Source organism: Stenotrophomonas sp. yr243 (genome assembly GCF_900184195.1).
Lineage (GTDB): Bacteria > Pseudomonadota > Gammaproteobacteria > Xanthomonadales > Xanthomonadaceae > Stenotrophomonas > Stenotrophomonas lactitubi.
On sequence record NZ_FXWT01000002.1, the window covers coordinates 710699 to 729041 of the forward strand.

16 protein-coding genes are annotated in these 18343 nt (G+C 66.0%); 9 read left to right on the top strand and 7 right to left on the bottom strand.

What is annotated here, in order from left to right:
• Positions 1 to 36 precede the first annotated feature (36 nt).
• On the bottom strand, positions 37 to 2067 hold the full coding sequence (locus QOL57_RS09905; RefSeq protein WP_089237003.1) for a M3 family metallopeptidase: 2031 nt from the start codon (positions 2065 to 2067) through the stop codon (positions 37 to 39).
• Between the two features lie 170 nt (positions 2068 to 2237).
• Here QOL57_RS09905 and QOL57_RS09910 point away from each other — a divergent pair, with 170 nt between their 5' ends.
• A complete protein-coding gene (locus tag QOL57_RS09910) occupies positions 2238 to 2642 on the top strand; it encodes a hypothetical protein (RefSeq protein ID WP_089237005.1) in 405 nt (134 codons plus the stop codon).
• Positions 2643 to 2700: 58 nt separating this feature from the next.
• Here QOL57_RS09910 and QOL57_RS09915 read toward each other — a convergent pair whose 3' ends face one another.
• On the bottom strand, positions 2701 to 3813 hold the full coding sequence (locus QOL57_RS09915; RefSeq protein WP_089237007.1) for a PLP-dependent cysteine synthase family protein: 1113 nt from the start codon (positions 3811 to 3813) through the stop codon (positions 2701 to 2703).
• A 126-nt stretch (positions 3814 to 3939) separates the two neighbouring features.
• Between QOL57_RS09915 and gloA the strand changes: the two genes are divergently transcribed.
• Complete coding sequence (gloA, locus tag QOL57_RS09920) at positions 3940 to 4458, top strand: lactoylglutathione lyase (RefSeq protein WP_089237009.1); 519 nt, start codon at positions 3940 to 3942, stop codon at positions 4456 to 4458.
• A gap of 126 nt (positions 4459 to 4584) precedes the next feature.
• Positions 4585 to 5013 (top strand): VOC family protein, encoded by a 429-nt coding sequence (locus tag QOL57_RS09925; RefSeq protein WP_089237011.1) that lies wholly within the window; start codon positions 4585 to 4587, stop codon positions 5011 to 5013.
• Between the two features lie 92 nt (positions 5014 to 5105).
• On the opposite strand, the gene QOL57_RS09930 is transcribed toward QOL57_RS09925, so the two are convergent.
• The 4 genes from QOL57_RS09930 to QOL57_RS09945 form a co-directional block, all read right to left on the bottom strand.
• Positions 5106 to 5537: a CBS domain-containing protein gene (locus QOL57_RS09930; RefSeq protein ID WP_089237013.1), complete on the bottom strand. Its 432-nt coding sequence runs from the start codon at positions 5535 to 5537 to the stop codon at positions 5106 to 5108.
• Positions 5538 to 5883: 346 nt separating this feature from the next.
• Positions 5884 to 7473, bottom strand: a complete 1590-nt coding sequence (locus QOL57_RS09935) for a DHA2 family efflux MFS transporter permease subunit (RefSeq protein ID WP_089237015.1) — start codon at positions 7471 to 7473, stop codon at positions 5884 to 5886.
• Positions 7470 to 8531 (bottom strand): HlyD family secretion protein, encoded by a 1062-nt coding sequence (locus QOL57_RS09940; protein WP_198512167.1) that lies wholly within the window; start codon positions 8529 to 8531, stop codon positions 7470 to 7472. Before QOL57_RS09940 ends, QOL57_RS09935 begins: the two co-directional genes overlap by 4 nt.
• A gap of 111 nt (positions 8532 to 8642) precedes the next feature.
• Positions 8643 to 10109: a TolC family protein gene (locus QOL57_RS09945; protein WP_089237019.1), complete on the bottom strand. Its 1467-nt coding sequence runs from the start codon at positions 10107 to 10109 to the stop codon at positions 8643 to 8645.
• Positions 10110 to 10204: 95 nt separating this feature from the next.
• Here QOL57_RS09945 and QOL57_RS09950 point away from each other — a divergent pair, with 95 nt between their 5' ends.
• Positions 10205 to 10981 (top strand): helix-turn-helix transcriptional regulator, encoded by a 777-nt coding sequence (locus tag QOL57_RS09950; RefSeq protein ID WP_089237021.1) that lies wholly within the window; start codon positions 10205 to 10207, stop codon positions 10979 to 10981.
• 313 nt (positions 10982 to 11294) lie between these two features.
• Here QOL57_RS09950 and glmS read toward each other — a convergent pair whose 3' ends face one another.
• A complete protein-coding gene (glmS, locus tag QOL57_RS09955) occupies positions 11295 to 13133 on the bottom strand; it encodes a glutamine--fructose-6-phosphate transaminase (isomerizing) (RefSeq protein ID WP_089237023.1) in 1839 nt (612 codons plus the stop codon).
• Between the two features lie 214 nt (positions 13134 to 13347).
• Here glmS and QOL57_RS09960 point away from each other — a divergent pair, with 214 nt between their 5' ends.
• From QOL57_RS09960 to QOL57_RS09980, 5 genes are read left to right on the top strand one after another with little or no spacing between them, the layout of a single operon-like run.
• Positions 13348 to 14625 (top strand): efflux RND transporter periplasmic adaptor subunit, encoded by a 1278-nt coding sequence (locus QOL57_RS09960; protein WP_089237025.1) that lies wholly within the window; start codon positions 13348 to 13350, stop codon positions 14623 to 14625.
• A 31-nt stretch (positions 14626 to 14656) separates the two neighbouring features.
• Positions 14657 to 15379: an ABC transporter ATP-binding protein gene (locus tag QOL57_RS09965; protein WP_032976565.1), complete on the top strand. Its 723-nt coding sequence runs from the start codon at positions 14657 to 14659 to the stop codon at positions 15377 to 15379.
• 10 nt (positions 15380 to 15389) lie between these two features.
• Positions 15390 to 16694, top strand: coding sequence for an ABC transporter permease (locus tag QOL57_RS09970; protein ID WP_089237027.1), 1305 nt, complete (start codon positions 15390 to 15392; stop codon positions 16692 to 16694).
• Between the two features lie 21 nt (positions 16695 to 16715).
• Positions 16716 to 17930 carry an FtsX-like permease family protein gene (locus tag QOL57_RS09975; RefSeq protein WP_089237029.1) on the top strand — a complete coding sequence of 405 codons (1215 nt, stop codon included), beginning with the start codon at positions 16716 to 16718 and terminating at the stop codon, positions 17928 to 17930.
• A gap of 1 nt (position 17931) precedes the next feature.
• Entirely contained in the window at positions 17932 to 18324 is a 393-nt protein-coding gene (locus QOL57_RS09980) for a PDZ domain-containing protein (protein WP_089237031.1), read from the top strand.
• Positions 18325 to 18343: the final 19 nt, after the last annotated feature.

Sequence of the window (18343 nt, forward strand, 5' to 3'; positions counted from 1 at the left end):
GTAGATCCACGCCATGCGTGGATGGCGGTAGCGTGCTTACGCCATGCCGGAATGGCGCAGCAGCGCGTCGATCTGCGGCGCGCGGCCGCGGAAGGCCTTGAAGTTTTCGGCGGCCGGACGACTGCCGCCGCGTGACAACACCTCGTCGCGGAAACGCGCGCCGGTTGCGGCCAGCGCCTGCGGCGCCTCCTCGAACGCGGCGTACGCATCGGCACTCAGCACTTCGGCCCACTTGTAGCTGTAGTAACCGGCGGCATAGCCACCGGCGAAGATGTGGCTGAACTGGTGCGGGAAGCGATTCCAGCTCGGCGGATGGTTCACCGCCACTTCCGCACGCACGCGCTCAAGCAGTGTCAGCACGCTGTCCTGCGCGGCTTCGAACTCGCTATGCAGCAGCATGTCGAACAGGCCGAATTCGAGCTGGCGCACGGTCGCCATGCCGCTGTGGAAATTGCGTGCGGCCAGCATGCGCTCGTACAGCGCGCGCGGCAACGGCTCGCCGCTGTCCACATGCGCGGTCATGCCCTGCAGGTGCTCCCATTCCCAACAGAAGTTCTCCATGAACTGGCTGGGCAGTTCCACCGCATCCCACTCCACGCCGTTGATGCCGGCCACGCCCAGCTCGCCGATACGGGTCAGCAGCTGATGCAGGCCGTGGCCCATTTCATGGAACAGCGTGGTCACTTCGTTATGGCTGAAGGTCGCCGGCTTACCGTCGGCACCACGGCCGAAGTTGCACACCAGGTACACCAACGGCGTCTGCACGCTGCCATCGGCGCGCTCGCGGCGGTTGCGGCAGTCATCCATCCACGCGCCGCCACGCTTGCCTTCGCGGGCGTACAGGTCCAGGTAGAACTGGCCCACCAGGTTGCCCTGCGCATCCACCAGGCGGAAGAAACGCACGTCCTCATGCCAGACCGGCGCGCTGTCTTCCTGCACGCGCAGGCCATACAGCTGTTCGATCACCGAGAACAGGCCACCCAGCACTTTCGGCTCAGTGAAGTACTGCTTCACTTCCTGCTCGGAGTAGCTGTAACGCGCCTGCTTCAGGCGGTCGGCGGCGAACGCCAGATCCCAGGCCTGCAGGCTGTCGATACCGAGATGCTCGCGGGCGAACTGCTCCAGCTCGGCACGATCGTTGGCCGCGAACGGCTTGGCGCGGGCAGCAAGGTCGCGCAGGAAACCCAGCACTTCGGCGGGGTCCTTGGCCATCTTGGTGGCTACCGAATAGTCGGCGTAGGAATCAAAGCCCAGCAGCGCGGCCAACTCGGCACGCAGTGCAAGGATGCGATCGATATTGCCGCCGTTGTCCAGCGCATCGTCGCCGAACTCGGACGCGCGCTGTGCACTGGCGCGGTACAGGATCTCGCGCAGGTCGCGGTCTTCGCCCCAGGTCTGCACCGGCAGGTAGCACGGCATCTGCAGGGTCAGTTTCCAGCCCGTCGTGCCGTCCTGCTCGGCGGCAGCGTGTGCCGCAGCCTTCACGTCGTCCGGCACGCCGGCCAGGCGCGCCGGGTCTTCGACGATCAGCGACCACGCATCGGTGGCGTCGAGCACGTTCTGCGAGAACTTCGCCGACAGCGCTGACAGTTCTTCCTTGATGGCGGCGAAACGCTGCTGCGCGTCCGCATCCAGCTCGGCACCGCCCAGGCGGAAATCACGCAGGGTGTTTTCCAGCACCTTGCGGCGCGCCTCATCAAAACCGGCCGCTTCGGTGCTGGCAGCCAGCGCTTGGTACTGGCGGTACAAGGCCAGGTTCTGGTCCAGAACACTGGCAAAGCGGGTCACCCGCGGCAGGTTGCTGTTGTACGCCTCGCGCAGCTCGGGCGTGTTGACCACACCCTGCAGATGGCCGACCAGGCCCCAGGCACGCCACAGGCGCTCGGTGGCATCGTCCAGCGGGATAACGAAGGTCTGCCAGGTGACCGGCTGCACCTGCTCGGCAGCGCTGACCGCCGCCTCGGCCTGCGCCAGCAGCACGTCCAGCGCCGGCGCCACATGCTCGGGGCGGATCGCCTCGAAGCGCGGCAGGCCGGAAAAATCGAGCAGGGGGTTGGCAACGGTCACGGCAGGTCTCCAGAGTACGGGCCCGGCAGCGCGGGCAGCCAGATCGATATGGCGCTTGCCGGGCTGGCAGACAAGGGGCGGCGGGCCATTGTTCACGTCGGCCTTACGGCCGTCGGCTGAAGCTTGCGGCGCGGGGGAGACCGCAGCGGAACGTGTCGAGGAGGCCCCACATGGAAGGTCTGGCTCCAGCTCCATCCGCAGTACGTTCACCACCGCTGGCGCTTTCGGCCAGCCCGACCGAACTGGCCTGGATCGCCGCGCTGTGCGATGCAGGCGATGATGCGCCGCGCCACCTGCAGCAGCTGCAGGCACTGCAGCACCAGGGCGGCAGGTTCAGCGACGAGCAGGAATGGTATCCGTTCGAGGTGATCGAACGCGGTGCCAGCCAGGTACGGCTGGGCCACGAGCGCGAGTTCGTCATCTGCGTGCTGCTGTGGCTGCAGGCCCTGGCTCAGGGCCGGGCCAGCAGCCTGGACCCGCGCCTGCACCTGGACGACCGCGCCGTGGAGATCGAGGCTCTGCCCGATGCCCTGCGCGATGTGGTGCTGGATGCGTTCACTGCGGCCGGATATTGATCGGGGTGTGACTCACCGCTGCGCTCGCCGGGCATGGCCCGGCGGAAATGCGGGCCGGCTACAGCGCTTCCAGGCTGCACCACGGCAAGCCAGGCAGGCCCTGCCCGGCCGCTGCCGCTGCTACCTGTGCGTCGGCGGTGTCCACATCGATCCCCTGCCGCACATACCAGGCGGGGTCGTAATAGCTGTGCGCGTAGCGATCGCCGCTGTCGCACAGGATGCTGACGATGCTGCCCTGGCGGCCAGCCTCGCGCATCCACTGCGCGGCCTGCAGCACGCCGATGAAATTGGTACCGGTGGAGCCGCCGACGCGGCGCCCCAGCTGGCGGCTGACGTGGCGCATCGCGGCCAGGCTCAAAGCGTCGGGCACCTTCACCATGGCGTCGACACTGGTCGGGATGAAGCTCGACTCCACCCGCGGCCGGCCAATGCCTTCCACCCGCGAACCGCCGTTGCAGGTCATGCCGCGCCACTCGTTGCCACCGGCCAGGGCGGCCTGGTAGCCGTCGAAGAACACCGACACTTCCGGGTCCGCACACAGGATGCGGGTGTCGTGCCGGCGATAGCTGACGTAGCGCCCGAGCGTTGCGGCCGTACCGCCGGTGCCGGGGCTGCACACGATCCAGTCCGGAATCGGGCTGGGCTCCTCGGCCATCTGCTTGAAGATGGATTCGGCGATGTTGTTGTTGGCACGCCAGTCGGTGGCGCGCTCGGCATAGGTGAACTGGTCCATGAAGTGGCCGCCGGTTTCGCGGGCCAGCTTTTCCGAATCGCAGTTGAGGTCGCAGGCGCGCTCGACCAGATGGCAGCGGCCACCGTGGAACTCGATCGCCGCGATCTTCTCCGGCGACGTCGTGGCCGGCATCACCGCGATGAACGGCAGGCCCAGCAGGCGCGCGAAGTAGGCCTCGGACACGGCGGTGGAGCCGCTGGAAGCCTCGATCACCGGCCGCCCTTCGCGCAGCCAGCCGTTGGCCAGCGCATACAGGAACAGCGAGCGCGCCAGCCGATGCTTGAGGCTGCCGGTGGGATGGCTCGATTCATCCTTCAGGTACACCTCGATGCCATCGAACCCGGGCAAGGCCAGCGGGATCAGGTGGGTATCGGCGGAACGATTGAAATCGGCTTCGATCTTGCGGATGGCGGCGGCCACCCATTCACGCTGCGACATGGCGGGCAATGGTCATCAGGACGGAACGGTGCGATCCGGCCATTGTACGTCGCGGTGCCGTCAGCTGCCGACCCGTAGAATGACGCCCATCCGGCCGGCAACGGCCCTGTCTGAAGGACCTCCCCCATGACCATTCCCGCCCTGCGCGATGTCCCCGGCGTCGCCGCCCAGGCCCCGGCCGAAACCACCGGCTTCGTCTTCAACCACACCATGCTGCGGGTCAAGGACGCCACCGCCTCGCTGGACTTCTACACCCGCGTGCTCGGCTACCAGCTGATCGACAAGCGCGACTTCGCCGAAGCCCAGTTCAGCCTGTACTTCCTGGCCTACGTTCCGGCTGGCACCGTGGTGCCGGAAGATGACGACACCCGCCGCCTGTGGATGGCCGGCCTGCCGGGCGTGCTGGAACTGACCCACAACCACGGCACCGAGACCCAGGATGGCCCGGTCTACCACGACGGCAACAGCGACCCGCGCGGCTTTGGCCACATCTGCGTGTCGGTGCCGGACATCGAAGCGGCCTGCCAGCGCTTCGAAGACCTGGGCGTGACCTTCCAGAAGCGCCTGACCGACGGCCGCATGAAGAACCTTGCCTTCATCAAGGACCCGGACGGCTACTGGGTCGAGATCATCTCCAACGCCTGACCCAGAAAGGGGCACAATTCCGGTAGCGCCGGGCCATGCCCGGCGGCCTTGAGCAGGCCGCGCTGCGCGCTCGCCGGGCACAGCCCGGCGCTACCGACTCCGTCCCCCTTTTTTTGCGAGGTTCGTATGGAAACGATGGAACTGCACCGCGGGCGATTGATCGACCACATCCAGCTGGTCGTACGCGATCTGGCCGCCAGCCGCCGCTTCTATCAGGCGGTGTTCGACACGATCGGCATCCCGGTGGCCGGTGAAGGCGATGACTACTTCTGGGCCGACGAACTGTTCATTTCCAGCGCCAGCAGCGAGGCCGCCGCCGGCCAGTTGACCGGCCGCCACCACCTGGCGTTCCAGGCCCGCGATACCGCCACCGTCGATGCCTTCCACACCGCTGCGCTGGCTGCTGGCGGCAAGGACAACGGCGCGCCCGGCGAGCGCCCTTACCATCCCGGCTACTACGGCGCCTTCGTGCTCGATCCGGATGGCAACAACATCGAGGTCGTCTACCACGGCCCGGCGAACTACAGCGCCGATTCGGTCAAGGTCAGTTTCTGATTCCTGCGCTACGCGCTCGCCGGGCATGGCCCGGCGCTACCAACGAAGAAGCCGGGCAATGCCCGGCTTCGTCTCATCGCACTGCGCAGGCCTCAGTGGGCCGCCATGTAGATGTCCTGCAGCACGGCCTTTTCCAGCTCCAGCTCGCCCAGCAGGTTCTTCACGATGTCACCCAGGCTGAGGATGCCGACCAGCGTGGCACCATCGGTGACCATCAGATGGCGGCGACGCGAGTAGGTCATCAGGGACATGGCCTGCTTCAACGTGGCGTCCGGCGCAATGCCTTCCAGGCCGGTGGACGGCAGGCTGGAAATCACCCGTCGGCCGGCCTGCGGACCATCATCGGCCAGGCTGCGGACGATGTCCTTTTCGGAAATGATGCCGACCGGGGCATCATCCTTCATCACTACCAGTGCAGCGATCCTGTTCGCGCTCATCTTGTGCGCGGCGGCACCGATCGTGTCTTCCGTGTCGATGGTGATGACAGCTTCTTTCTTGGATTGCAGGAGCTCGCGGACGTTCATTCTTGTTTCCTGGTGCAGGTCACTCAAGTCAAAAAAGTGTGCTCTGCCGATTCGCCCCCTCCCCGGGAACAGACCCTTCAGCGCACGTCTGGCGCACTTTGCCGGATCTGGCATTTCGCCAGCAGGCGGGCTAGGTGCTGCAACGCGAACGAGGTGGGTTCAACGACTCAACCCGGATCTCGGTCAACTTGATTCTACGACTGCGTCCATCGGTCACTAGCGGCATCGATGGGACAGATTGTCGTGGGAACCGGCCAACGATCCAGAGAATGGCACCGTGGGTGAAACCGCCGCTGAATGCTGCTTGCAAGGAGCCCTAAAGTTTGCCGATTGCCAACACCGGCCTTCACCCTGGACGGACATGCTTCTTGCCACGAAGCATCAAACTGCCAGCCGCACAGGCAAGCATGGCAATGCCTGCCACAAGGAACGCATCGCTGTAGGCCAACAGCAATGCCTCACGATGAACGATCCTGTCGAGGATCGCGAACGCCTGCTGCCGTTCCAGTGCATGTCCATTGCCGAACAGAGCGGTGGCGCTGTCCATGGGGGCTTTGGCCAGCATCCTGACCAGCTCGACCACGCGCGCCTGGGTCGCTGGCGCGAAGGACGTCACCGATTCCCCGATGTGCAACGCATGCAGTCGCTCCCGGGTCACGATGAACTGACTGGCCACGGCGATGCCGATCGCGCCCCCCACATTGCGCACCATCGAGAACACGCCTGCCGCCGAGCCGAGCTCAGTGCGTTCCAGCCCTTCCACGGCCATCACACTGAGTGCGACCACGATCAGCGATTGGCCGATGCCACGCACGATCAACGACGGCACGATGACGTTGCTTGCCGCGTTGGCATCCAGGTGAATGTTCATCAGGCAGCCCACCGCCATGATGACGAAGCCCAGCACGATGACGGTCCGCACGCTGGTGCGCTTCATCAGCGGCGGCGTGGCGAAAGACATGATGAACTGCACGATGCCGTACGGAATCATGGTCAACCCGATCTGGCGCGCGTTGTAACCATGTACGTCGGCAAAGTAATTGGGAATGAGGAACACCACACCGAACACCACCGCGCCGAAGGTGAACTGCATCAGGCTGGCCAAACCGAAGTTGTAGCGGGAAAGCAGCCGAAGGTTGAGGAACGGCTCGCTGCGGCGCAGCTCGATGATCACGAACGCCACCAGGCCCACTGCAGCAATGAGCGTTGCCTCGATGATGAACGTCGAAGAGAACCAGTCTTTGCGACCGCCCTCCTCCAGCATGATCTGCAGCGCGGACAAGCCCAGGGCCATGGCGATGATGCCGCCCCAGTCGCCGGTCCGGAACCTGTGCAGCGCCATCGGCTGCGGCCGGATCGACCAGCCGATGGCAGCCAGCAGCAGCAGGCCGGGCGGCACCTGCAGATAGAAGATCGCCCGCCACGAATAGACATCGGTCAACCAACCCCCAAGCGATGGCCCCGCCGCCTGCGCCACGTTGTTGGCAATGGCGAACAACGCCATGCCAAACGGGTGTTTTGATGATGGCAGCTCGGTCACGATGAGCTGGAACGAGAGCGGGATCAGCACGCCGCCGAAGGCGCCCTGCAGCGTGCGCGCCAGGATCATCGCGTTGATGTTGGGTGCGATCGAGCAGGCCATCGAGAAGAGCACGAAGCCTGCGGCCCCCACCATCAGCACGCGGCGCACGGTGAAAACCGATGCCAGCCAGGCCGCCAACGGAATGACGATGATCTCCGCGACGAGATAGGCCGTGGTGATCCACGACCCTTCCTCGAAAGTGGCGCCCAACGATCCGCGCACATCCGGCAGCGACGCATTGGTGACGTGCACGTTCATGCCCGCCATGAAGCAGCCAACCACGCCACCGATCACCGCGACCCACGCACGCAGTGATACTGCATCCTCGGCAGGGGTTGCCATGGTGGCGCTCATGGCGCGCGATCCGTGCGCGTGTCGATGGCCGCCACCACTGACATCCCCGGCCGCAGGTACGACAGCTTCGCCTGGCCGGCATCCACGGTGATACGCACCGACATGCGCTGTACGATCTTGGTGAAGTTCCCGGTCGCGTTGTCGGGCGGCAACAGCGCGAACTGTGCGCCGGAGGCAGGGGCGAAGCTTTCCACGCGTCCCTTCAAAGCACGTCCGCCGAGTGCATCGACCTCGATCTCCACAGGCTGACCCGGCGCCACGCGTTCCAGCTGCACCTCTTTGTAGTTCGCGACGATGTAGATCTGGTCCGGCACGATCGCCATCAGCGGTGCGCCGGCACCCACGTAATCCCCCATCCGCAAGCTGCGTTGACCAATCGTTCCGGCCTGCGGTGCACGGATCACCGTGTGTTCCAGGTCAAGGGTGGCAAGGGCCAGACCTGCCTGGGCCTGCACCAATGCTCCCTGCGCCTGGTCAAGTGCTGCGCTCGCGCGCTCACGCTCGGTCACCAGTACCCTGGTGTAAGCCGTGCTCGCAGCCACCGCAGCGCGCGCAGCATCGGTGTTCGCTGCAGTACGCTGTGCGCTGGCATCTGCGGCCTCCAGGTGCTTCGCATCCGATGCCTGCTGGTCGGCAAGCAGCCGTTCCCGGCGGTAGGCCTGGGCGGCCTGACGGAGATCTGCCTGGTGCGCCCGCAGATCTGCGGCAGCGGCGGCAATCACGCTCTGCTGCCGCGTGCTCTGCGCGTCGAGGTTGGCGATGGCAGCCTGCTGCGCCCTTACCTGCGCCGTCGCCACTGCGACCGCGCCTTCGGCCTGGACCAAGCGCGAGCGATAGTCCCGATCGTCCAGCGTGGCCAGAATCTCACCCTCGGCCACGTGCTGGTTGTCGCGTACCCGGACCGTAGCGATGTAGCCAGCGATTCGTGGATTGACCGTTACGATGTCGGCCCTGACGTAGGCGTTGTCGGTGCTGACCTGGAAGCGGCCTACTGTCCACCAGCGCAGGCCGGCACCGCTGCCGGCCAGGACGAGCAGCACGATTGCGCCGATGACCATGGGCCTGCGCTTCATCCGCAGGAGGGAGCGGGGCGAACGAACGGGTGCGCCGCGTGGATTGTCTGTGTCTGTCATGTCGTCTGTCGGGGGAGTGCGGGGGAAAAGGGTGGATCAGCGCGCGGCGTCATCGCTGCGGGTGATGGTGGGGAGATGTACGGCAGGCGCCTGCTCCCAGCCGCCACCAAGCGACCGGAACAACGCAATCTGGTCGGAGGCGATCTCCGCCTCGGCGGAGGCGGCCATGGCCTGTGTCTCGACATCGCGGCGCTCCGTCTCGAGCACGTCCAGCTCGCTCGCCGCACCGGCGCGTCGGCCCACCTGCGCCAGCCGAAGCACCTCACCGCTCTGCACGGCAGCTGTCTTCAGCGCAGCGTGCTGACGCAGTGCCGCCTGGTAGGTCGCCAGCGCCTGTTTCACGTCCTTCAAGGCGGTCAGGATCACCGCATCGAAACGCGCAAGCGCGGCGTGTTCCTGCGCTTCGGCATCGGCGATCTGCGCGCGCGCCGCGCTGCTGTTCGGGAAGCGCCAGGACAAGGCCGGGCCCAGGTTCCAGGCGATCGACCCGTGATCGGTCAACCCGCCGGGCGTCGGCGCCGAACTGGCCACGGTGCCCAGAATGGAAACCGTGGGATACAGGCTCGCGGTAGCCACGCCGATCCGCGCGGTGCTGGCTTCCAGCCGGCGCTGTGCCTCCCGGATGTCCGGCCGTCGCTGCAGCAGCGTGGTGACATCACCGATCGGAAGCGGTGCATCAAGCTGCGGAACCGCGGCGCAGCTGGTTGCGTCTGCGGGCAGGTCGTCCGGCGTCCTCCCGGTAAGCACGGCCAGTGCATACAAGGCATTCTGTCGACCGGCCTCCAGCGCGGGAATGGCAGCGCGGGTCTGCTCGACCAGCGCAGCGGCACGCGCGACATCCAGTGATGTCGCATCCCCCGCATCACGCTGGGCCGTCTTCAGTTCCAGGCTGCGACTGACCAGGGCAAGCGAGCGGTGGGCAATGTCGGCGCGCGAGGCGTAGCCACAACTGTCCACGTAGGCCCGCGTGGTTTCAGCGGCAACGACGACCCGCACGCTGTCTTCGGTGGCCTGGATCGCCTCGGCATCTGCCCGCGCCGCCTGGATGGATCGGGCAATCCGGCCAAACAGATCCAGGCTCCAACCGGTTGCGAATCCCGCGCCGTAACGTTGCCCGGTGCGGACTTCGGTCTGCTCCAGTGCGGCCGCGATCTGGTCGCTCATCGTGCTGCCATAGCCGACATCGCTGGACACCGTAGTGGTCGGCAGCCGATCACCCTGGCGTTCGCGGAGCACCGCGTAGGCAGACTGCAGGTTGGCCGACGCAACCCGCAGATCGCGATTGTTTTCCAGAGCCTGGATGACCAGTGCATCCAGCGTGGCATCGCCATACAGGCGCCACCATCGGGGCACGGCGGGCGCGCCCGTGATCGCGTCGTTGTCGACGACAGTCATCGGCGGCGGGGCAAGGGTGGAACGCGGCGAACTGCCGGGACCGACCGCGCATCCACACAGTGCGGAAGAGACCAGAAAAGACAACAGCAAAGGACGGAAGACAATCATTGACGGGGTACTTGGGGTGGCGTGTGCCCAGGACACACATCACATCACCCACCACGCTGTCCTTCTCCCGCCCGCCGGACTATCATCGTCTAGATATGGACAGAAAACGCACTGTCAGGGCGTGCCACGCAACCGAGCGCCCCGTTGCGGCATTGGCCACCCGGCATCCCCACGGCGAACACATTACCGCGCACCGCCATGCGCGCGCGCAGTTGATCCACGCGCTGTCCGGGGTGTTGACGGTCATCAGCGCGGAGGGAAGCTGGGTCGTGCCATCCGGCAGGGCCGTGTGGATGCCAGAGGACGTGGAGCATCGGATCCGCATTGCCGGAGAGGTCGCGATGCGGACCATCTACGTTGCACCTGGGATACGGCCGGATCTTCCCACCGGCTGCGAGGTCATCGAGGTCTCCGCGCTGCTGCGCGAGGCCATCATCGCCGCTACCGGCATACCGCTGGACTATCGCGATGGTGGGCGGGACCACCGCATCATGGAACTCATCCTGGACGAAATCGAAGTGGCGCCGCGGCTTGGGCTGCACGTTCCACTACCGCGCAACGCACATCTGCTGCGTCTGTGCGAATGGATGATCGCCGAGCCTGCCGAGCCTGTAACGCTGGACGATCTGGCCGCACGGATGCACGTCAGCGGACGGACGGTGGCACGGCTGTTCCACCGCGAGGTCGGGATGAGTTTCGGCGACTGGCGGCGGCGGATGTGCCTCCTGCTCAGCCTGCCCCGCCTGGCCTCGGGGGCATCCATCCTGGAAGTGTCGCTGGAGCACGGCTATCTGAGCCCCAGCGCCTTCTCGGCGATGTTCCGCCGCTCGCTTGGGGTGTCGCCCACCGAGTACCTGGTTTCCAAGGCATGAACCGCGCAGACTGATTCGACGCATTCCCTGCGGTGCGCGCCGCCGAAGCGTCTGCTCTTGCCGGTGGCGTCCAGTCTGGCCGGTGTGGATGATGCGGGCCGCCGCCGTCTGCTCCAGTCGCCAGCGGTCCGGATTGCCAAGGCGATATCGAACCACTGCAGAAATGCAGAAGGGCGAGAGCAACCGCGCCCTCGCCCCTCGTTCTTGATCAGCATGTCCTGGAACACACCGTCGTTCAGGCGGCCTGAAGCTTGCCCACTCCATGGAGCGAACACATGGCGGACAGCACATCACCCGCCAGCCACGTCCGGCCTTATTCCACCGTCACGCTCTTGGCCAGGTTACGCGGTTTGTCCACGTCGGTGCCGCGCGCCAGCGCGGTGTGGTAAGCCAGCAGCTGCACCGGGATGGTGTGCACCACCGGGCTGAGCACGCCGGCATGGCGCGGGGTGCGGATCACGTGCACACCTTCGGACTCGTTGAAGTTGCTGTCCTGGTCGGCGAACACGAACAGCTCACCGCCACGCGCACGCACTTCCTGCATGTTGGATTTGACCTTCTCCAGCAGGCTGTCGTTGGGCGCGATCACCACCACCGGCATGTCCTCGTCCACCAGCGCCAGCGGCCCGTGCTTGAGCTCACCGGCCGGGTAGGCCTCGGCGTGGATGTACGAGATTTCCTTCAGCTTGAGCGCGCCTTCCAGGGCGATCGGATAGTGCAGGCCACGGCCCAGGAACAGCGCACTGCTCTTGCGTGCGAAGCGCTCGGCCCATGCGGCGATCTGCGGTTCCATGTTCAATGCGTGCTGCACGCTGCCCGGCAGGAAACGCAGCTGCTCCAGGTAGTCCGCTTCCTGTGCGGCATCAACGCGGCCATGCAGCTTGCCCAGCACCACGGTCAGCTGGAACAGCGCGGCCAGCTGGGTGGTGAAGGCCTTGGTCGACGCCACGCCGATCTCGGCGCCGGCGCGGGTGTAGCAGACCAGTTCGCTGGCGCGCGGAATCGCGCTTTCCGGCACGTTGCAGATCGACAGCGTGTGCTTGTGGCCCAGCGACTTGGCGTACTTCAGCGCTTCCATCGTATCCAGCGTTTCGCCGGACTGGGAGATGGTCACGATCAGGTGCTTGGGATTGGCATACGCGGCGCGATAGCGGTACTCGCTGGCGATCTCCACGCTGCACGGCAGGCCGGCGATGGCCTCGATCCAGTAGCGCGCGGTCAGGCCCGAGTAGTAACTGGTACCGCAGGCCAGGATCTGCACGCCCTCGATGCCCGACAGCACCGCTTCGGCATTCTTGCCGAACAGTTCAGCCGGGAAGCCACCGGCGTCGATCGCCGCTTCGATGGTATCGCCCAGTGCACGCGGCTGCTCGTGGATTTCCTTCTGCATGAAGTGGCGGTACGGGCCAAGTTCCAGCGAGGCCAGCGAGACATCGGAGAGATGTACATCGCGCTCGATCGGCTGATCATTGCCGTCGAAGATGCTCACCCCATCACGGCGGATCTCGGCGGTGTCGCCCTCTTCCAGGAAGATCACCTTGCGCGTGGCCGACAGTACGGCCGACACATCGGACGCCACGAAGTTCTCGCCCTCGCCCAGACCGACCAGCAGCGGGCAGCCCATGCGGGCGCAGACGAAACGTTCCGGCTCGGCACGGCTGACCACGGCCAGCGCATAGGCACCGGTCAGTTCCTTCACCGTGTGCTGCAGCGCGACCAGCAGGTCATCGCCATTCTTCAGATGGTGGTGGATCAGATGGGCGATCACTTCGGTGTCGGTCTGCGACTCGAAGGTGTAGCCCAGCGCACGCAGCTTCTCGCGCTGTTCTTCATGGTTTTCGATGATGCCGTTGTGCACCAGCGCCACGCCATGGCTGATGTGCGGATGCGCGTTCGCCTCGGTGACACCGCCATGGGTAGCCCAACGCGTGTGGCCGATGCCGAGGCTGGCAGTAAAGCCTTCGGCCTCGGCAGCGGTGGCCATTTCAGAAACGCGGCCGGTGCGGCGCACGCGGCGCACGTCAGCGCGCTCGGCATGGTCGATCACGGCGATACCGGAGGAATCGTAACCACGGTATTCCAGTCGCTTCAGTCCTTCGATCAGGACCGGCACCACATCACGTTGGGCGATCGCACCTACGATTCCACACATGTCACGCATTTCCTTGAAGACGGTCGCCGCATTCTAGCCTGCGTGTCCGCCAACCCCCTCCTGTCCGCTTAATGAAAGTGTCCGGAAAGGTGTCCGCGGACACCCGGACAGCAGAGAAAATTTTACAAGTTATTGATTTTCAAATAAATAAAGTTGGCACACTGTGTGCTTTGCATAGGGCACCACTCTGGCACCACCGACAGGCACGAACCCGATGATCCGCGACACCTCCGCCCAGGACCAGATCGTTTCCTCCGCTTCGGCCAGTGCTCCCAAGGCCGCATGGCACCGCTACCGCTGGCCGGCCCTGGCCGGCATCGCCCTGCTCGCCGGCATCGGCTGGGCCGTGCATGCCTGGTCCAACGCCAGCCGCTCGTTCGACAGCAGCCGGGTGCGCGTGGCCGAAGTGCAGCGCGGCGACCTGGTGCGCGACATCGCCGCCGACGGCCGCGTGATCGCCGCCAACAGCCCGGTGCTGTATGCGATCTCCGCCGGCACCGTCGACCTGAAGGTGGTCGCCGGCGATGTGGTCAAGAAGGGCCAGGAGCTGGCGATCATCGACAGCCCCGAGCTGCGCAGCAAGCTCGCCCAGGAGGAGGCCACCCTGGCCGGCCTGGAAGCCGAGGCCAGCCGCGCCAACCTGGATGCCACCCTGGCCCGGGCCAAGTCGCGCAAGGAAACCGACCAGGCCAGCATCGAGCGGCAGGCCGCCGACCGCGACCTGCAGCGCTACCAGCGCGGCTTCGATGGCGGTGCGGTGCCGCAGATCGATCTGGCCAAGGCCCAGGACACCCTGAAGAAGGCCGACATCAGCCTGGCCAATGCCACCACCGATGCGCGCCTGCAGAGCCAGGGCGCGGATCTGGACGCACGCAACAAGCGCTTGCTGGCCGACCGCCAGAAGGCCGTGGTGGCCGAAGTGCAGCGCCAGGTCGACGCGCTGACCCTGCGCGCACCGTTCGATGGCCAGGTCGGTCAGGTGCAGGCCACCCAGGCCACCAACCTGGCCGCCAACGCGCCGGTGCTGGGCGTGGTCGACCTGTCCAAGTTCGAGGTCGAGATCAAGGTGCCGGAAAGCTTCGCGCGCGATCTGGCGATCGGCATGCCGGCGCAGTTGACCGGTGGCAATGGCCAGCCGTTCCCGGGCGAGATCAGCGCGGTGTCGCCGGAAGTGGTCAATGGCGAGGTCAACGCGCGCGTCCGCTTTGCCGCGGCCCAGCCGGAAGGCCTGCGCCAGAGCCAGCGGATGTCGGTGCGGGTGCTGCTGGATACCCGCAGGAATGTCATGAAGGTCGAGCGTGGCCCGTTCGTGGAACAGGGCAACGGCGTGGCGTACGTGATGGATGGCCGCACCGCGGTGCGCCGTCCGATCGAACTGGGCGTCAGCAGCCTGGGCGAAGTGGAAATCAAGTCGGGTGTGCAGCCGGGGGACCGCATCGTGGTCTCGGGCAGCGACCTGTTCAAGGACGCCGAACGCGTCTCCGTCAACTGACAACTCATACATCCTGGAGAGAGGACACCCCATGTACATGCTCGAAATGCGTTCGGTCGCCAAGGTCTTCCGTACCGAACAGGTGGAAACCCACGCGCTGCGTTCACTGGAACTGCAGGTCAAGGAAGGCGAGTTCGTCGCGGTCACCGGTCCGTCCGGCTCCGGCAAGACCACCTTCCTCAACATCGCCGGCCTGCTGGAAACCTTCACCAGTGGCACCTACATGCTCGATGGCCAGGACGTCAGCAAGCTTGGCGATGATGCGCGCAGCCGCCTGCGCAACCAGAAGATCGGCTTCATCTTCCAGGGCTTCAACCTGATTCCGGACCTCAACCTGTTCGACAACGTGGACGTGCCGCTGCGCTACCGCAAGATGAGCGCCGGCGAGCGCCGCGAGCGCATCGAGAAGGCACTGAGCCAGGTCGGTCTGGGCTCGCGCATGAAGCACTACCCGAACGAACTCTCCGGCGGCCAGCAGCAGCGCGCGGCGATAGCCCGTGCCCTGGCCGGCAGCCCGCGCCTGCTGCTGGCCGACGAACCGACCGGCAACCTGGACACGCAGATGGCGCGCGGGGTGATGGAACTGCTGGAGGAGATCAACGCCGCCGGCACCACCATCGTGATGGTCACCCACGACCCGGAACTGGCCGCACGCGCACAGCGCAACGTACACATCGTCGACGGCCAGGTCACCGACCTGGTGCGCGAGCCGGTGCTGGCCACCCCGCGTCGCATCGTCGCCGTCAACGAGTGAGGGCACGACCATGTTCGCCTACTACGCCCGACTGGCGGTGCGCAGCTTCCGCCGCAACAAGGTACTGACCGCGCTGATGGTGGTGGCCATCGCGCTGGGCATCGGTGCTTCGATGACTACCCTGACCGTGTTCCATGTGCTGTCCGGCGATCCGATCCCCGACAAGAGCGACCGCCTGTTCTACGTGCAGGTCGATCCGCGCCCGCGCTCGGGTTACCTGACCGGCGAAGAGCCGGAGACCCAGATGACCCGTTTCGATGCCGAGACGCTGCTGCGCGAGAAGCGTGGCGAGCGACAGGCGATGATGAGTGCCGGCGCTGTGACCGTCGAGCCGGAAGGCAGCACGTTGAAGCCGTTCAACATCGATACGCGCTGGACCTCGGCCGATTTCTTCCCGATGTTCAACGTGCCGATGCTGTACGGCCGTGCCTGGACGGCCAGCGACGATGACGGCCGTGCCCGCGTGGTGGTGCTGTCCAAGGTGATCAACGACAAGCTGTTCCAGGGTGCCGACAGTGTCGGCCGCCAGGTCCGGGTCGATGGCCATTCGCTGCGGGTGATCGGCGTGATGGACACCTGGAATCCGGAACCTCACTTCTTCGACCTGACCGTGGGCAACTACGGCCGCGAAGAGGATCTGATGATGCCGCTGTCCACCGCGATGGACCTGAAGTTCGGCAGCAACGGCAACATGAACTGCTTCCGCGACGGCGCCCCCGACGACGACAGCAATTCGATCAACGCACCGTGCACCTGGATCCAGTACTGGGTGGAGCTTGACCCGTCCAAGGCCGAAGACTACCGCCGCTACCTGGTCAACTATTCGGACCAGCAGCGGGCTGCCGGTCGTTTCGAGCGTCCGGCCAACGTGCGCCTGCGCACCGTGATGGAATGGCTGACCTTCAACAACGCGGTGCCCAGCGACGTGCGCCTGCAGATGTGGCTGGCGCTGGGTTTCCTCGGTGTGTGCCTGGTCAACACCGTCGGCCTGCTGCTGGCCAAGTTCCTGCGCCGCAGCGGTGAAATCGGTGTTCGTCGCGCACTGGGCGCCAGCCGCGGGCAGATCTTCCTGCAGTGCCTGGTCGAAGCGGGCGCGGTGGGCGTGGTCGGTGGCGTGCTCGGTATCGGGCTGGCGCTGCTGGGCCTGTACGCGGTGCGCCAGCAACCGGTGGACTACGCCAAGCTGGCCCACCTGGACGGCAGCATGCTGCTGCTCTCGCTCGGCCTGACCCTGCTCGCCAGCATCGCTGCCGGTTTCCTGCCCGCCTGGCGCGCGATGCAGGTCACCCCGGCCATCCAGCTCAAGTCGCAGTAAGCACGAGAACGAGGACTTCCCATGGACATCCGCCCCATCCTCAGCACCCTGCGCCGGCACAAGACCGCAGCCGCATTGATCGTGCTGGAAATCGCCCTGACCTGCGCCATCGTCTGCAATGCCCTGTTCCTGGTCACCCAGCGCGTGGAGAAGATCAGCCAGCCCAGCGGCCTGGCCGAGAACGAACTGGTCATGGTCCGGGTCAGCGGCATCGGCAAGCAGACCAACGCCATGGCCCGCACCAACGAAGACCTCGCGTCGCTGCGCGCGATCCCCGGCGTGACCAGCGTGGCCAAGGTCAACCAGCTGCCGTTCCGCCGCAACTCGAGCAACACCAGCATCTCGCGCGAGCGGGAGCAGGAACGCCCGACGGCCTTCGTGTCGCAGTACATGGTGGGTGAGAACGCTCTGTCCACGCTGGGCCTGCAACTGGTCGCCGGGCGAGACTTCCTGCCCAGCGAGTACATCGACCTGGAAGAAGCGCAGAAGAACCCGAAGCCTGACCGCGCCGCGCCGGTAATCATCAACCAGCAGGTCGCTGCAAAGATGTATCCGGACCAGAGCGCGCTGGGCAAGACGTTCTACATGGGCAACCAGGCGCTGCATGTGGTCGGCGTGGTCGCCCACCTGGCCACTCCGACCGACTACAACGACAACAGCACCTTGTCGATGATCCTGCCGGTACGTACCGACTTCACCCGCGGCCCGTACATGCTGCGGACCTCGCCGGAGCGCCGTGATGAAGTGTTGAAGGGCGCGCTGGCCGCGCTGGAGCACAACGACCCCAACCGCCTGGTGCGTGAGAAACTGACCTACCAGGAACAGCGCGCCGACTACTTCAAGAACGACCGCTCCATGGTCGGCCTGCTGGTCACCGTGTGCATCGCGCTGCTGGTGGTCACCGCACTGGGCATCGTCGGCCTGGCCAGCTTCTGGGTGCAGCAGCGCAGCAAGCAGATCGGCATCCGCCGCGCATTGGGCGCCACCCGTGGGCAGATCCTGCGCTACTTCCAGACCGAGAACTTCCTGCTGGCTACGTTGGGCATCGTGCTGGGCATGCTGGCGGCCTACGCCATCAACCTGGCGCTGATGAACATGTACGAGCTGCCGCGCATGCCGCTGCTGTACCTGCCGCTGGGCGCGGTACTGCTGTGGATGCTGGGCCAGATCGCGGTGTTCGGCCCGGCCCGCCGCGCCGCTGCCGTGCCGCCGGCCGTCGCCACGCGGGGGGCGTGAGATGCGCGCCGGCCTGCTGCTGGTGTTGTTGGCCCTGCCGCTGCCGGTACTCGCCGGCAGCAGCAGCGCGCAGACGCTGGAGTGGCGCCAGGACGATGCGCGGCTGGCGCTGCGCTCGACCGAGGGCGTGGTGCGGGTGGATGTGGCCAGCCCGGAAGCCCGCTTCGGTGTGCGCAGCGGCGACCGCATCCTGCGCGTGAACGATTCGCCGGTGCGGCAGATCGAGCAGCTCGCCAATGCCGTGCATGCGGCATCGACAGCCACCGTCTACCTGCTGCTGCGGCGCGATGGGCGGATGCTCACCGTGCCGGTGAGCGCGTCCCAGTGGCGCCCCGCGCTGGCGCCACCACCGCCCCCTCCGGCTCCACCGCCGCCGCCCCTGCCACAACGCTGAGGCCGGGCGGCCCCTGCGC